The sequence below is a fragment of the Streptomyces lasiicapitis genome, assembly GCF_014646335.1.
In the GTDB taxonomy this organism is placed as follows: domain Bacteria; phylum Actinomycetota; class Actinomycetes; order Streptomycetales; family Streptomycetaceae; genus Streptomyces; species Streptomyces lasiicapitis.
Window position 1 is genome coordinate 194,427 of record NZ_BMNG01000009.1, and the last position, 14,834, is coordinate 209,260.

The window sequence follows — 14,834 nt, forward strand, 5'->3', positions numbered from 1 at the left end:
TGGGGTGATTCGGGTTTCTTTACGCGTCTGTGTCTACGTGCCCATCCTTACGCGTCTGTCCTTATGCGTCGGCCAGGGCGTCGAGGAGCGAGAAGTGCGCCTCGCCGACCGTGAGGGGCTCCCCGGTGACGTCCCGGACATGGCGCCAGTAGCGGTGCATGCTCGGGCTCCGGTCAAGCGCCGCGGTCCGGGCCAGCGTGCGCCGGAACGACGGGGTGTCGGTCGCGCCCTGCGTGCTCGCGTGCACGGCCACGTACGCGTCGAGCAGCTCGGCGGGCTCCGTACCCGCCCGGATGGCCTCGCAGAGCACGCCGATCTCGCCGCGCAGCAGCGTGTTCTGGTACGTGGCGACCTCGTCGGCACGCAGCCGCGTGAACGCCAGCCGGCGCACCGCGGGTTCGGAGACGACGCCGACCATGCCCGCGTACGCCACCACCTGCTCCGGAGTGGGATCCGGCGGCGGCGCGGGCACCCCGACCGACAGGAACATCGCGAGGGCGTCCGCGGGAACCGCCGGCGCGAACGCGCGGCTCCAGAACGCCTCCAGCGTGCCGCGCGCCATGGAGCCGTCGCTCACCGCGGCGAGCAGCTCCAGGCGTGCGGCGCGTTCCTCGGCGGAGGCGGCCTCGATCGCGCGCAGCGACGCCCGCCGCCAGGCCAGGGCAGCCAGGGACACATCGAGCGCGGCGCGTTCCGCGGCGACCGCCTCGGCGACGGACCGCTCGCCCGCGAGCACCGCGACGATCGCGGGCAGGCCGAGGCCGAGCGCCCGCAACCGCCGCACCAGCGTGAGCCGTTCCACCGCCGACGCGTCGAACCGCCGGTGCCCGCCCGCGCTGCGCACCGACGCGAGCACGCCCTCGTCGCAGTAGAAGCGGACCGTCCGCACCGGCACACCGGCGCGGCGCGCCAGCTCACCGATGCTCAACGTGGTGTTCCTCACCTTGAACCTCCACCCGGGTGGAGCTCCTACGGTACGGCGCATGGAGCACACCATGGATCACCTGGACACCGACCGACTCGCGACCGCCCTCGTCGAGCAGACCGACGCGTTCGTGCGGGCCGTCGCGGACGCCGACTGGGACGCGCACCTGCCGACATGCCCGGAGTGGCGGCTGCGGGTGCTCGTCGGACACATCGGGCAGGAGCACCGCTGGATCACCAGCATCGTCTGGAACCGGCAGGCCGATGGCATCCCCGACCCGCACGACGCGACGCCGCCCGCCGACTGGCAGCAGTGGCTGCGCCGTGGTGCCGAGGACCTGGTCGGGGCCGTGCGCGCGACCGGCCCCGACACACCGGTCAGGACGTTCGACGAACCGCGCCCCGCGAAGTTCTGGCTGCGCCGCGCGACCCACGACACGACCGTGCACCGCGTCGACGCCGCCCTGCACGCCGGGGTGCCGTACGACATCGCACCCGACCTCGCGGCCGATGCGATCACCGAACTCCTGGAGTTCCTCGCGCTGCCCGTCGCCGAGGCACTGCGGCCGGCCGTGACGAAGCTGCGCGGCGACGGCGAGACGATGCGGATCACCACCACCGACGCCGACGGACCTGCCTGGCTCGTCATCCGCACACCCGACGGCGTCAGGTGGCAGCCGGGCAGGGGCCCGGCGGACGTCGAGCTGACGGGCTCGGCGCAGGACCTTCTCCTTGTGCTCACCCGCCGCCTTGAGCCCACGCGGGTCGCGGTCCACGGCGAGAGCGCGCTGCTCGCCCACTGGCTGGAGCACGCGTCGCTCTAGCCAAGCCTGGTCAGCTGCCTGGTGTCAGGACGCTGCCTGCGCGGCGTAGGCCCGGACGTCCGCGTCGGTGTCGCCGGTGGCGGCGGCGAGGGCGGTGCGGGCGTCGGGGTCGGCCAGGTGGGCGAGCAGCGACAGGACGGCGGCCTTGCGGACGTCCGCGTTGACGTCGGCCGACGCCTTGGCGAGGGCGGGAACGGCCGGTCCCGGCGCGGCCGTTCGCAGGGCTGTCGCCGCGCCCGCCCGGACCTGCCAGGCGGGATCACCGAGCGCGGCCACGGCCCGCTCGGCGTACCCGGGCGGGCAGCCCGTCGCGGCGAGCGCGGTCAGCGCGGCCGCCCTGACCAGCGCGTCGGGGTCGTCGAGGAGCGGGTCGAGCGGGGCCGCCGCCGGATCGCGCACCGCCGCGAGCCCGCGCGCCACCGCGACCCTGACCTCACGGTCCTGGTCGGCCGTCGCCGCCGCCAGGTCCACGGCCGCGTCCACCGAGACCAGGCCCCGGACGGCGTGGATGCGGACGTCGATGTCGGTGTCCGCGAGCGCGGCGGCGTACACCGCGGCGTCGCCGAGCCGCAGCGCCCGCAGGACATGCAGCGCGGCACCCCGCACCACCGGGTCGGCCACGCCGAGAGCAGTCCGCAGTCCTGCCCTCAACTCGGCCTCCGCGGGCAGCACTTCGACCAGCTCGCACAGGGCGCCGACGGCGGCCGACCGCACCTGGGGCGCGGTGTCGAGCAGCCGTGCGGCGAGCGCGGGACCAGCCCCGACGGGCACCGTCTCGGCGAGCACGGCGGCGGCGGCGCGCACGGCCGGGTCGGCGTCCGCGAGGTAGGGGGAGAGGGCGGCCAGGTCGGGGGGGCCTCGGCGAGGGCGAGGAGGGTGAGGAGGGCGGGGCTCGATGGGGTGACCGGGGGCGGGGTGACGGATGCGGGCTGTTCCACGTCGAGTGCGCCCGGCGCTGCGGGGCGGGCGGCCGGGGCGACGTCCCGCGGCCCCGCCGTCGCCACCGGCACCGGAGCGGCCTCGCCCAGCGCCCGCTGCGGACCTGCGAGCGGGTCGAACTCGCGCGCTCGGCCGGGCGCGGCAGCCAGGACGTGGCGCGGCGGCCGAGGAACTCCACCGCCGTGGAGGCGGTGACCGCGCCGGCGGGACACCGGGCCGCGCACGGGCCGCAGTACCAGCACTCGTCGACGTGCATGTACGCCTTGCCGTTGTCCTCGCGGATCGCGAGCGAGTCGAGCGGACACATGTCGACGCAGAGCGTGCAGCCGTCGATGCACAGGGACTCGTCGACGGTCACGGGCGCGTCGGCGCGCTGCGGGACGACAGGCATGGCTGTCTCCAGGAAGGGGTGAGCGAGAAATGAGTGGGGTCAGACGGACCGGTGCAGGACGCCGCTCATGGTGATGCGGTCGCCGCGGAAGCGGATGAACTCCAGGTCCACGGGCCGCCCGTCGGGCAGATGAGTGAGCCGCTCCAGCATCAGAACGGCACTCCCGCGCGGCGCCTGCAGCACCGCCGCGGAGTGGACGTCGGCGTTCACGGCTTCGAGAGTGATTTCGGCATGCCCCAGCGGGCCACCGGTCAGCGTCTCCAGGAGCCGGAACACGTCCGTGTTCTCCAGGTCGCAGCCGAGCAGTTCCCCGCCGACGTCCATGGGCAGATAGGACAGGTCGAGAGAGAGCGGCAGCCCGTTGAGGCGCGCAGCCGCTCGATACAGAGCACGTCGGTGTGGTCGGGCAGGCCGAGCCGGTGCGCCACCGGGCCGGGGGCGCTGACGGGTCCGACGGCGCGGACCTCGTTGGTGACCCGGCCGTGCTCGTGCAGGGTCTCGGCCAGACCCTGGAGCCGGTCGAGTCCGTGCGGATACTTCTCGCACACCACGACGGTGCCGACGCCGGCCTTCCGCTCCACGAGTTGCTCGCCGCGCAGCAGGTCCAGGGTCTGCCGGACGGTGTTGCGGCTGGCCCGGTAGTCGGCGGCGATGACGTCCTCCAGGGGGAGGACACCGCGGGGGAAGCCGCCCGCCAGGATCTGGTGGCGCAGCAGATCGGCGAGTTGCCGTGCCTGGTCCGCACGCAGCCGCCGACGCCGCGCGGCGGCGACGGGCAGGGAGGCGGGGATGCGTTCGGCCGGCATGGCAGGAAACGTACCGGCGCGGTGGCGTGGGTGGCGTTGCGGCAGCGATGCGCCACCTGGCCGCTTGGGTGCGTGGCTCTGACCTGGTACGTCGCGAGGCGGGGGCGAAGATCCGCCACCCCCGGACGCGGTCAGTCGCGGGCCGTGATGCCGGCCCAGCCGTGTTCGAGGAGGTCGAAGGCGCGGGTGACCACGGTGCGGGCGTCGGACCTGCCGTGTGCGACCCGCGTGGCTTCGAGGGTGAAGTGCGCCAGCGCGGCGCAGTCCGGGTCGTCGGCGGGCCTGTTCGTCTCGTCGGCGATGACGTGGGCGAGCGAGGCTTCATGGCGCAGCCACATGTTCTGGGCGTAGTCGCGCAGCGCCGGGGTGTTCTCGATCAGCTCGAAGAAGGCGGCGAAGCCTTCCTCGTCGTCCTCGGACCTGACCCGGTGGAGCAGCGCATGCTCGCGCAGGGCTGCGGGAATGGACTGGCCTTCGGCCCGCTCGCGTACGGCGGCGAGCAGCTTGGCCTCCTGATCGGCGTCCTCGTCGAAGACGAGTGCTTCCTTGACGGGGAAGTGCTTGAACAGCGTGGTGGTGGACACGTCGGCGGCGTCCGCGATGTCCCGGATCCCGACCGCGTCGTAGCCGTGCTGGAGGAAGAGGTTCAGGGCCGCGTCCGCCAGCGCCTGGCGGGTGGCGGCCTTCTTGCGCTCCCGGCGGCCCACGGGTGCCGACGCCGATTGTGTCGTCTCGCTCATGCCGGCACTCTACCTCTTGGTGCATCAACTATAAAAGTTGAGCTGTTGCACTTATTGAGTCGGTGTGCTCTTCTGTTGGTGTCGGCCGTGAGACGACCTCCGGCCTTCCATCACTCTGATCCTTCGCTCTGATCCTTGTTTCCTTCGCCTGAAAGGCGTGATCAGCCATGCCCGCGTCCGCGCCCCCATCCCCTTCCGCCGCAGGCCCGGCGGCACCCGCCGTCGTACCGAAGAACGTGCGCTGGGTCCTGCTCGGCATCATGCTCGCGATGCTTCTCGCGATGCTCGACAACATGGTCGTGGGCACCGCGATGCCCACGATCGTCAGCGATCTGAGCGGCATGGAGCACATCTCGTGGGTGGTGACGGCGTACACCCTGGCCACCGCCGTGACGACCCCGATCTGGGGCAAGTTCGGCGACCTCATCGGCCGCAAGCCCATGTATCTCGCCTCGATCGCGGTGTTCATCGCGGGTTCCGCGCTGTGCGGCGCCTCCCAGTCGATGACCCAACTGATCGTGTTCCGCGCCCTGCAGGGAGTCGGTGCCGGGGGCATCGGCGCGGGTGCCTTCGCGCTGATCGCGGCCCTCGTACCACCGCGTGAGCGCGGCAAGTACCAAGGAATGACCGCCTCGGTCATGGCGATCGGGACCATCGGCGGCCCGCTGCTCGGCGGGTTCATCACCGGGCACTTCGGCTGGCGTTGGGCCTTCTACGTCAACCTGCCGGTCGGCCTGCTCGGGTTGGTGTGGCTGTCGCTGACGCTGCGCGTGCCCGCCAAGCGCATCAAGGCGAGGGTCGACTGGAGCGGTATCGCCCTCCTGACGCTCACGATCAGCGCGATCGTGCTCGCCGCGACCTGGGCCGGGACGAGCTACGCGTGGGGCTCCTGGCAGATCCTCGCCCTGGGCGCCGTCGCCGCGGCCGGGCTGGCCGCGTTCGTCGCGGTGGAGAAGCGGGTCGCGGAGCCGGTGGTACCGCTGAGCGTGTTCACCGGTCACCGGAACTTCCCGCTCGCCATGGTCCTGGTCCTGGCCGCGGGTGTGGTCATGTTCGGCGCCGGGCTCTATCTGCCGCTGTTCCAGCAGACCGTGCAGGGGGCATCGGCCGCCAACTCCGGTCTGCTGATGCTGCCGATGATGATTCCCGTCGTGATCGTGTCCACCATCGCGGGCAAGGTCATGTCCGCCACTGGGAAGTACCGGATCTTCCCGATCGTGGGCACCGCCTTCCTCGCCGTGGGGCTGGGGCTGCTCGCCACCATGGACACCTCGACCTCACGCGTGACGACCTGCGCGTACATGGTGCTGGTCGGCATCGGGCTCGGCTGCGTCCTGCAGATGGCCACCACCATCGCGCAGAACAGCGTCTCCTTGCGGGACATGGGCGCTGCGATGAGCTCGGCCATGCTCTTCCGTACGCTCGGGGGGTCGCTCGGCGTGGCCCTCTTCGGCTCGATGTTCACGCGTGCTGTCGGGTCCCGCCTGCCCGGCGGGGGCAGCGGTACGGGGGCTGACGCCCAGGCTCCGGCCGAGGTGCCGGCCGGGGCCAGGGACGCTTACCTCGCGGCGGTTGCCGACGGGACCCAACAGATCGTTCTGTTCGCGGCGATTCTGTGCGCGGTGGCGTTCGTCGCTGCTGTGTTCGTTGTGGAAGTCCCCTTGCGGAAGCCGGGGGCGCCTGCGGTTCCTGCCCCGTCCGACGAGGACGGCAAGGTGCCGGTCAGGCCTGCGAGTTGACCAAGCGGGGGGCTTGGCGCCTCACCCCCTCGCGCGCTCCGCGAGCCACCCCGACATCGCGCGTACGCCGACGCCGATGGCCCGCACGTCGGGGTCGAAGTCGCCGTAGTGCGGGTAGCCCTCCGTGATGACGGTCCCCGGCGTACGTACGCCCAGGAAGGTGTAGGTGCCGGGGATCTTCTTCAGGAACAGCGCGAAGTCCTCGCCGTTGAACGGGAACGCGGCGTGCATCACGGTCACGGCGTCCGGACCGAGGACGCGGCGCAGATGGCGCCGCAGGGTCAGGGCATCCTTCTCCGGGCACACCATGGCCGGGAACGGATTCTCGCGGAAGCGCACCACGACACCGCCATAAGGCTTCGCCAGCCGCCGGATCGCCTCACGCACCTCGACGTAACGCTCCTCGGGCCAGCAGCGGTACGACACGGAGATCGTGGCCTGCCCCTTCTCCGCGTCCGGCGTGGCGTTCGCCCGGACGACGACGAACTCGGCCAGCGGCCCGTTCGGCGTCTGGACGTCCGCGACCATCTTCTCCAGGTCGGCGGGCGTCCGCGGGGGAGCCACAGTGGCGAGCCCCTTGATCTCCTCGGCGAGCCGCTCGGCACGCGTGAGCGCGTCCGGGCCGGTCACCGTGACGGTGGCCTCGTCCTGCCCCGGCAGCCCGCTCCCGGGCGTCACGGCGAACTGCCCCACCGGAAACGGCCCGCAGTGCAGAGCGTGGATCTCCTCGGGCGCGTCCTTCAGCGCACCGCCCTTGATCATCGCCTCGGCGCCCTCCAAGGTCTCCTCACCCGGCTGGAAGACGAAGACCACGGTGCCGCTGAGCCGATGCCTCAGCTGCGCGAGAGTCTGTGCGACGCCGACGCCCACGGTGGTGTGGAGGTCGTGCCCGCAGACGTGGGCGGGCTTGGTGGGCTTGGTGGGATTGGTACCTGCGGGAATGATCCCGTTCGGCGGTACGGCGTCCATGTCGGCGCGGTAGGCGACGGTACGCCCGGGTCGCGCCCCCTTCAGTACGCCGACGACCCCCAGCCCGCCGACGTGGGTCCGCACCTCGAGCCCGGCGGCGCGCAGCAGATGCCCCACGATCCTGGAGGTCGCGACCTCCCCTTCCCCGACCCCGTCCTTCTTCGCCGCCTCCGGGTGGTCGTGGAGATCCCGCCGAAGCGCGATCAGATTGCCCTCGATCCGAAGGGCGACGGCATCGATCGCGGCCTGGTCCAAGGGGCGGCCGTACCGACTGCCGCCATCGGCCGCGGCGGCGGAACCCCCCGACGACACCACGGCACCGACTCCGGCAGCCGCGGTACCTCCGAGCAGGGCACGGCGCTTGAGAACGGGCTTGTCCGGACGAGTCATTCTTCCCCCAGGTTCACGGTGCGGGGGCGGACTGGGTTGCCCGTCCCCCGTTCAGCTCGCCGCAAGTCAATCAAGGCCACGTTCGGCCGACTCAACTACCCCTGTACGGACGGGAGCTGAGGGCCTCCCAGGCATGGCCCGAAATCACCCTTGACCGTGGACTGCCAAAGTCTATGGTCCAGACTAATCGGCCGCCGAGCACATCTGGCCACACCGTGCGGCCCAACCGCCCGCAACACTCCACCCCCACACACCCCCACTCCCCCCAACCCCCCACAAGAGCACTTCACGTCCCCCCATGAAGCAACGCCGTGAAGGAGTACGCATGGACAGGAAGCGGAAGATAGCCGCCGCGATCGGTGCTGGTCTGGCGCCGGTCCTCGCCCTCACCCTGCCGACCGGTTCGGCCAGTGCGCACGGATACGTCAACGCGCCCGCGAGCCGCCAGGCGCAGTGCGCCCAGGGCACGGTGTCGTGCGGCGAGATCAAGTGGGAACCGCAGAGCGTCGAGGGCCCCAAGGGCCTGCGCAGCTGCAGCGGCGGCAACGCCAGGTTCGCGGAGCTCAACGACGACAGCAAGGGCTGGCGGGTCAGCGACGTCAGCAGGACGCAGACCTTCACCTGGACGTTCACCGCTCGGCACCGCACCGCGAACTACGAGTACTTCGTCGACGGCACCAAGGTCGCCACCATCGACGGCGGCAACCAGCAGCCACCGGCGACCGTCTCGCACCAGATCAACCTCGGCAACGCCACCGGCAGGCACAAGGTCCTCGCGGTCTGGAACATCGGCGACACGGCCAACGCCTTCTACGCGTGCATCGACGTCAACATCCGCTGAGCGGAGCCCGGCCTCGACCTGGGCGGGCCGAGCTGAGGGCGCCTGACCGGTGCTGTACGTGGAGTACGTGAGTACGCGGCGTACCAGGTCAGGCGCCTTGTCGTGCGCCCCTGGAAGAAGCCCAGCCTCGATGTCATCCCGCCTGGGGAGCCGGGAGTGCGGGTGAGCTGTCCGTCCAGGCCGCGTCGAACTGCTGCAGGGCGATGGAGTACAGGAGTCCGGGAGCCCGTGCGTAAAGGCACGGGGAGTTCCTGCCGTGAGCGGAGTCGCTGTAGAAGGTGAGGTAGGCCACCCGGTCCGTTGCGATCACGCGGCAGGTGTTGGGCAGGTTGAAGCTGCGGAGCGCGAAGTTGCGTTGTGTGCGGGCCCTGCGGGCCAGGTAGTCCATGTTCGTCCGGACCTGACTCCTGAGCAGCTCCGGGGTGAATCCGGGATCGAACCGGCGCACGTCGTGGGAGCGCCGGTCGAGCCAGGAGTCTCCTCGGGTGTGCGGGTCGGGCAGCAGGACCTCCACGGACTCCGGGGACAGCGCACCCGACCACAGAGGGGAGAAGACCTCACGGGTGAGCACGTTTCCTCGTCCTGCCAGGACCTTGATCCAGCGCGCCCGGCTCAGGTCGCGTGCGATGTCCTGCTCGGCGGACGACTGATGACGGTACACACGGCCGAGCCCTGTGCCGGTGAACCATGAGCAGGCGGCGACCAGCCACCACACGGGGCGCGAGCCGCGCAGGAGGCCGAGGACGAGCACGATCGCGCTGGCTGCCAGAGAGCTGAGCACCCCGAACAGAAAAGCAGTCATGCGAGCCATCTCCCTATGTCTGGGTGATCTCGATTCTCGGCCTCTTGGCCGGCAGAGCTGGCGCAGGATGCTTGGTCAGCAGAGATAGGGGAGGAGGCGCCGCAGGACGTGTGCGGCGTTGCGGGCCGCGAGGTCGTGGTAGCCGTGGCCCTTTTCCTCATCGGCGTTGTCGGAGACGCCTCGGATGACGATCCAACCGGGATTGACTCCGCCGTGGACGGAATTCTCCTGCCAGTACTGGCTCAGCCCTCCGGCTTCCATGTCCACTGCCAGGACCTTCTCGTGATAGTCCGTGAGATAGCTGCGGATGTCGCTCTCGCGATCGGCGATGACGGCTTCGCCGGACCCGATCACGCCCGGATAGACCTCGAACTCCTTCGAGGCGTGCGGGGAGAGCTGATCGTGTACGCGTGCGGGGGTTCCGTGATCGGCGAAGAAGGCGTTCACCGCATGGACGACCGGTGCCGGCGCCTGCCGGTGCTCGCCGCGGCGACGAACGTCACCACGCGGGTTGATCTTGCGATTCTCGTAGTACACGACGTCGGTGGCGACGATGACGTTGCCGATGCGGGCGTGCTCGTCATGGATACCACCGCCCACGCCGACCAGGGCCCACAAGCGCGGTTCGTAGTGACGACGCAGGTTTTCCAGTGCGGCCATCGTCGACCGTTGCCCCTGGCTCTGGCTCTGGGTGGCCACGATGCGAACGGTCGCTTCCGGCGTGGTGTGCCGGCCCCGGTAGAAGTACAGTCCGTTGGGCTCCTTGTGGCGCCTTAAGTCCAACTCGTCGACTACCGAACGCAGTTCCTCGCTCAGGATCGTGACCACTCCCACGTCCCACACGGTGGTCGGTTCGTCGGCGCGACCGTTGTCGGCAGGGGTGCCGGTGTCGTGGGAGGGCGTGGTCACGGTGACCTGGGCGTGTTCTCCGACGGCGTTGTTGCTGAAGCTGTTGTTGTTGCCGTGGCTGACGATTCCTCGATTGCCGCTCACTGACTTCCTCCACTGCTGTTGTTGGTGCCTGTCGGCTGGTTCGCGGAGGCGTTGACCTGAGCCGCGTCACCCACCGCGTTGTTGCTGAAGGAGTTGTTGTCGCCGAAGTTGAAGATGCCGCTGTTGATGATTTGGAGTGCGCGGTCGTTGAATTCGGATATGTCGACGTCCTTGGAGGACAGGAAATCGCTGGCCGCCCGGAGCAACCTCCGCTCGATTGTCTTCATCCGGCCCAGGATGTCGCTCTTCTCCAGCTGAATCTTGGACCAAGCCTGGGCCGACCTTTCCCGTATGCTCACCCGGCTGCCGATCAGGACATTGCGGATCGGTGCGGAGGTGAGATCACGGGGGAGTACGACTGCCTTGCTCACGGCGAAGAGGTAGGGAGCGATCCGCCAGGCACGCTGGATCTCCGAAGGCAAGGCGGCCAGTTCGCGAAATGCCGCCCAGACGACAGCGGCGGCTCCATGGTGCCCGAACTCCTCGGTGCGCTGGAAGGACCGTGGCGTGTGGGCGAGGACGCACGCCACCGTGGAGATGCTCAAGGTGCGCCCCTGCAGACTGATGTGCAGCAGGACGGTCGCGACGAACTCCGATCCCTCCGCGGGCGTGGTGACTTCGAGGAAGTGGTGCTGCTTGGACCCGGGGGTGTTGATGATGTCGTGCAGATCGTCCGCCGCCAACTCCTGCGGAAGCAGGGAATGGTCCACCGCCACATCGGTCTCGGCGATGTAGACGCGGTCGCGGACCTGTGCGGGAAGGCGGACGTCCTGGCTGTCGGTGTCCAGTTGTTGAACCGCCTTGCGCAGGTTCTCCACCAGTTCGTGTGCCTTGAACGGTGGTACGGGGTGTTCTCGTTCATTCAGCGGTGCGTCCTTATCGCCGCCGGGGCGCAGCAACTGGATGCTCATCGGTGGGTTCCACTGGTAGACGATTTCACCGGCACCGATGAAAGGTGATTCGTCCCCGAAGAGCGTGAATATGGTGAGGTCGTCCTCGTCGTCGTCCTCGCTGTGGCGAGGGCGGCGGTACACGGCGCAGACGTGCCCCTGCTGTGCGTCCGCGGCCCGTTGTCGGCCGGACAGGCGCGCGGGCCTGAGAGCCGGCGCACGCAGGATGTGGTTGAGCATCAGTTGACGTGTGGCTCCGACGCCGAGGCACGTGAGCGTGATCCCCGCGGCCACGTAGAGGGCGATCGCGGCGTGGCCCGGATGGGTAAGCGCGACGAGTAAGCCGGTCAGTGCCAAGGAGAGTGCCGCGACACCGATGCGTTTCAGCGCGTGTGACCTCTCCGGGTACCTCCGTGGGGAGAGCAGTCTGGAGAGCCGCTGATCGACACGCTTCGGCCCCAGGCCGCGGCGTTTGGCCTTCCGCCTGGGCCTTGGCTCCCGGTCCGTGTCCCGGAGCAGCATCGCGCGGTGCAGCAGCCACAGGAGGCTGAGGCCGCAGGTGATGAGGATGGCGGTGGGTAGGGCACCCGCGAAGACCGGGATGGCCACCGCCCCTGCCAACGTCAGGCGGAGGAACGCGCTCAGTGCGGCAGCCCGCCACGCGTGGTGCATCACGGGAACGACGTCGAACCCGTAGGACGGGGCGACCCTTCGGTGGGGCGCGGTGCACACCTCGTTGATCACGAGGTCGCGGAAGCGCTCGTCGACGTACACGCCGGTGCATAAGTGGCGGGTGGCGGCGGTTGGTTCATGGATCGCTTCCTTGGCCGGTGGCGCATGGGAAGTGAGCATGATCTGCCTTTGCCTCGTAGGGTTAAGGTTAATGAGACCATAAGTAGCGACCGTGTTTAAGTCAATATGACCTTTAGGGGTTCTGGGTGGATGACTGGCTGAAGGACTCTGTGGAGGTCGAGGCGTCATGGGTGACCGTGGACCTGGCGATCTTCACCATCAGAGACGATCGGTTGATGGTGCTCCTGATCGAGCGTGGGGTGGAGCCCTTCCTCGGCCGGCCCGCGCTGCCCGGCGGCTACGTCCAGAAGAACGAGACCTTGCGCGACGGGGCGCTGCGTGAGCTCTGGGAGGAGGCCGGGATCGACGGCGGGCGACTGCACCTGGAACAGCTCGGCGCCTATGGAGACCCTCAGCGTGACCCGAGGGGCAGGGTGGTCACGATCGCCTATCTCGCACTGGGACCGGACCTTCCTGCTCCGGTCGGCGGTACCGATGCCAGGCGCGCCTACTGGGCTTCTGTCTCACAACTGATGGCCGAGGCGAAGGGGTTGGCGTTCGACCATCTGGCCATCCTTTCGGATGCCCTGGAGGAGGTCCGCAGAAAGATCGAGTACACCGCTGCCGCCACGGCCTTCTGCGGGGAGTCGTTCACCTTGAGCGAGCTGCGTACGGTCTACGAAGTGATCTGGGGCGAGGGCCTGGACCCGAGCAACTTCCGCCGCAAAGTGCTCAACACCGTCGGCTTCGTGGAGTCCACGGGGGAGCGGTGGCATCCCCCGACCGGGCGTCCGGCCGGCCTCTACCGTCGGGGGAGCGCATGGCTGCTCAGCCCGCCTCTGCTGCGCGGCACCGGGAACGGCGCGTAGCCCGCCTCGCGAACGCCGGCCGGGCTCAGGCCGTGCAGCTCACCGTCGCCTCGGCGCGGAACACGTGGCCGAAGTTCGGATCGTTGAAGCTCTCGAACACGAGGGGCTCGCCGGCGAGCGTGCAGGTGTAGAGCTGCTCGGCGCCGGCCGACGACTCCGCGTCCCCGACCGCACTCTGAATCGCCACAGCCGCAGTCGGCCCGCGACCGCCGCCCGTGAAGAACTTGGCCTGGGCGCTCGAGTCGGCCACAGCCAGTGGCGAGCCCACCACGAGGACGGACAGGACGACTCCTGCGACAGCCAGTGGGCCCGCGGTGCGCACCTTCATCGCCTTCATCCCTTTCACTGATCGCTCACCTCGCTCACCGAATCGGGGTACTTGACACAGTACTGAACGAGGCCGTATTGAACGAGGCCGTACTCAACAGCGCCCCGACCGCCTCACCAGGTCTTGCCGGCCTGCTCCCGGACCGTGCGGTTGATCCGGTTGAAGAAGTTGGTCAGCGCGATCTCCAGGGTGATCGCACCGAGTTGCTCCTGGGTGAAGTGGTCGGCGGCGGTGTCCCAGATGTCGTCGGTGACACCCGGTGCGCCGTCCTGGATCCGGGTGGCGGCCTCGGTCAGGGCGAGGGCTGCCCGCTCCTGCTCGGTGTAGAAGGGTGTCTCGCGCCACGCGACCACGTTGTGCAGCCGCTCCTCCGTCTCACCGGCCTTCTTCGCCGGCTGGACCGTGGCGAATACGCAGGGGCTGCAGCCGTTGATCTGGCTGGCACGCAGGTGGACCAGCGACAGCAGCCGCTGGTCGACGCCTCCGGCGTGAATCGCCTTGTAGAGGTGCTGGATTGCCGTGATCACATCGGGATTGGCCGGGCTTGTCATGCGTGCTTCCATCGGGACTGCTCCTTCATCGGTTACCTGAGCCCGTGCGGGCCCGTCATCCCCATGACGGAGCAGTCCCGAGGAAGGTAACAACATGTCCGAGACAAGGCCGACGGACCCGATGGCCGAGGCGTTCGAGGCCCAGCGCGACCGGCTCCGCGCGGTCGCCCACCGGATGCTCGGATCACACGCGGATGCCGAGGACGTGGTCCAGGAGGCCTGGTTGCGGCTTTCCCGCCAGGACGCGGCGGCCATCCGCAACCTCGCCGGCTGGCTGACCACGGTGGTCGGCCGGATCAGCCTCGATGTCCTGCGATCGCGTCAGGCCCGCCCGGAGGCCTCCTACGGCGACGGCCTGCCCGAGTTCGTGGTGACGCTCGACGACGGTCCCGCTCCTGAGGAAGACGCGGTGCTCGCCGACTCGGTCGGGCTCGCGCTCCTCGTCGTCCTGGAGTCGCTCCGGCCCAGCGAGCGGCTGGCGTTCGTGCTGCACGATCTGTTCGCGGTGCCGTTCGACGAGATCGCCCAGATCCTCGGCAGGTCCACCGCCGCCACCAAGATGCTCGCCAGCCGCGCCCGCAGGAAGGTGCAGGCGGCCCAGCGGCCGGCCGACGCCGGACGGGAGCAGCGAGAGGTGGTCCAGGCCTTCCTGGCGGCGGCTCGGCGCGGCGACTTCGAGGAGTTGCTGCGGGTCCTCGACCCCGAGGTGAAACTGACCGTCGACACCCCGTCCGGCGTGGTCGTCGCCCTTGGCGCCACCAAAGTCGCAGCCGGCGCGCAACTGTCCGCCGACGCGGCCACACACGGGCGGGCGGCGCTCGTCAACGGCCTCCCGGGGGTCATGTCCTGGCGCGAGGACGGCACCCCGCTCTCGGTCCTCGCGTTCACCGTCGTCGACGGCCGGATCACCGGCATCACGGCCGTGATCGACCCGGCCAAGCTCGCGCTGATGGACCTGCCGGATCCGGCGTGAGCCCCTGCTGCGCTTGTCACAGGCACTTGAGGGCATGAACACCAATCGCCGGACGGGCTCGACTCAATGAGCC

General features: G+C 69.7%; 13 protein-coding genes and 3 pseudogenes. 5 read left to right on the forward strand and 11 right to left on the reverse strand.

Translation table 11 applies throughout. The features are described from left to right. Window positions 1–61: 61 nt before the first annotated feature. Complete coding sequence (locus tag IEY91_RS21270; RefSeq protein WP_229697127.1) at window positions 62–943, reverse strand: MerR family transcriptional regulator; 882 nt, start codon at window positions 941–943, stop codon at window positions 62–64. Window positions 944–983: 40 nt separating this feature from the next. Here IEY91_RS21270 and IEY91_RS21275 point away from each other — a divergent pair, with 40 nt between their 5' ends. Then, window positions 984–1,748 (forward strand): maleylpyruvate isomerase family mycothiol-dependent enzyme, encoded by a 765-nt coding sequence (locus IEY91_RS21275; RefSeq protein ID WP_189175243.1) that lies wholly within the window; start codon window positions 984–986, stop codon window positions 1,746–1,748. Between the two features lie 24 nt (window positions 1,749–1,772). Here the strand turns inward: IEY91_RS21275 and IEY91_RS21280 are convergent. The 4 genes and pseudogenes from IEY91_RS21280 to IEY91_RS21295 form a co-directional block, all read right to left on the reverse strand. After that, window positions 1,773–2,809: pseudogene (locus IEY91_RS21280) on the reverse strand (HEAT repeat domain-containing protein); the annotation flags it as partial. Between the two features lie 62 nt (window positions 2,810–2,871). Next, window positions 2,872–3,078 (reverse strand): annotated as a pseudogene (locus IEY91_RS21285) (4Fe-4S dicluster domain-containing protein); the annotation flags it as partial. Between the two features lie 39 nt (window positions 3,079–3,117). After that, window positions 3,118–3,884 (reverse strand): annotated as a pseudogene (locus IEY91_RS21290) (GntR family transcriptional regulator). A gap of 131 nt (window positions 3,885–4,015) precedes the next feature. After that, window positions 4,016–4,624, reverse strand: coding sequence for a TetR/AcrR family transcriptional regulator (locus tag IEY91_RS21295; protein ID WP_164317652.1), 609 nt, complete (start codon window positions 4,622–4,624; stop codon window positions 4,016–4,018). A 167-nt stretch (window positions 4,625–4,791) separates the two neighbouring features. Here IEY91_RS21295 and IEY91_RS21300 point away from each other — a divergent pair, with 167 nt between their 5' ends. Then, window positions 4,792–6,363, forward strand: coding sequence for an MDR family MFS transporter (locus IEY91_RS21300; protein ID WP_189175244.1), 1,572 nt, complete (start codon window positions 4,792–4,794; stop codon window positions 6,361–6,363). 21 nt (window positions 6,364–6,384) lie between these two features. Here the strand turns inward: IEY91_RS21300 and IEY91_RS21305 are convergent, their stop codons facing one another. Next, window positions 6,385–7,722, reverse strand: coding sequence for a M20 metallopeptidase family protein (locus IEY91_RS21305; protein ID WP_189175245.1), 1,338 nt, complete (start codon window positions 7,720–7,722; stop codon window positions 6,385–6,387). Window positions 7,723–8,047: 325 nt separating this feature from the next. On the opposite strand from IEY91_RS21305, the gene IEY91_RS21310 reads away from it, so the two are divergent. After that, window positions 8,048–8,563 carry a lytic polysaccharide monooxygenase auxiliary activity family 9 protein gene (locus tag IEY91_RS21310; protein WP_189175246.1) on the forward strand — a complete coding sequence of 172 codons (516 nt, stop codon included), beginning with the start codon at window positions 8,048–8,050 and terminating at the stop codon, window positions 8,561–8,563. A 133-nt stretch (window positions 8,564–8,696) separates the two neighbouring features. Here IEY91_RS21310 and IEY91_RS21315 read toward each other — a convergent pair whose 3' ends face one another. From IEY91_RS21315 to IEY91_RS21325, 3 genes are all read right to left on the reverse strand, one after another. Beyond that, window positions 8,697–9,365, reverse strand: coding sequence for a hypothetical protein (locus tag IEY91_RS21315; RefSeq protein ID WP_189175247.1), 669 nt, complete (start codon window positions 9,363–9,365; stop codon window positions 8,697–8,699). A 75-nt stretch (window positions 9,366–9,440) separates the two neighbouring features. Next, window positions 9,441–10,358, reverse strand: coding sequence for a 5'-methylthioadenosine/S-adenosylhomocysteine nucleosidase family protein (locus IEY91_RS21320; protein ID WP_189175248.1), 918 nt, complete (start codon window positions 10,356–10,358; stop codon window positions 9,441–9,443). After that, window positions 10,355–12,100, reverse strand: coding sequence for an AbeC-like domain-containing protein (locus IEY91_RS21325; protein ID WP_189175249.1), 1,746 nt, complete (start codon window positions 12,098–12,100; stop codon window positions 10,355–10,357). The genes IEY91_RS21320 and IEY91_RS21325 overlap by 4 nt, the downstream gene beginning before the upstream one ends. An 86-nt stretch (window positions 12,101–12,186) precedes the next feature. Here IEY91_RS21325 and IEY91_RS21330 point away from each other — a divergent pair, with 86 nt between their 5' ends. After that, the gene (locus IEY91_RS21330; protein ID WP_189175250.1) at window positions 12,187–12,909 is read left to right on the forward strand and encodes an NUDIX hydrolase; all 723 of its coding nucleotides are present in this window, start codon (window positions 12,187–12,189) and stop codon (window positions 12,907–12,909) included. 25 nt (window positions 12,910–12,934) lie between these two features. On the opposite strand, the gene IEY91_RS21335 is transcribed toward IEY91_RS21330, so the two are convergent. Together IEY91_RS21335 and IEY91_RS21340 are read right to left on the reverse strand one after the other, a co-directional pair. Beyond that, the gene (locus tag IEY91_RS21335; protein ID WP_194492291.1) at window positions 12,935–13,255 is read right to left on the reverse strand and encodes a hypothetical protein; all 321 of its coding nucleotides are present in this window, start codon (window positions 13,253–13,255) and stop codon (window positions 12,935–12,937) included. A 95-nt stretch (window positions 13,256–13,350) separates the two neighbouring features. Next, window positions 13,351–13,800 (reverse strand): carboxymuconolactone decarboxylase family protein, encoded by a 450-nt coding sequence (locus IEY91_RS21340; RefSeq protein WP_189175252.1) that lies wholly within the window; start codon window positions 13,798–13,800, stop codon window positions 13,351–13,353. A gap of 82 nt (window positions 13,801–13,882) precedes the next feature. On the opposite strand from IEY91_RS21340, the gene IEY91_RS21345 reads away from it, so the two are divergent. After that, window positions 13,883–14,761, forward strand: coding sequence for a sigma-70 family RNA polymerase sigma factor (locus tag IEY91_RS21345; protein ID WP_164317631.1), 879 nt, complete (start codon window positions 13,883–13,885; stop codon window positions 14,759–14,761). The last annotated feature ends 73 nt before the right edge of the window (window positions 14,762–14,834 follow it).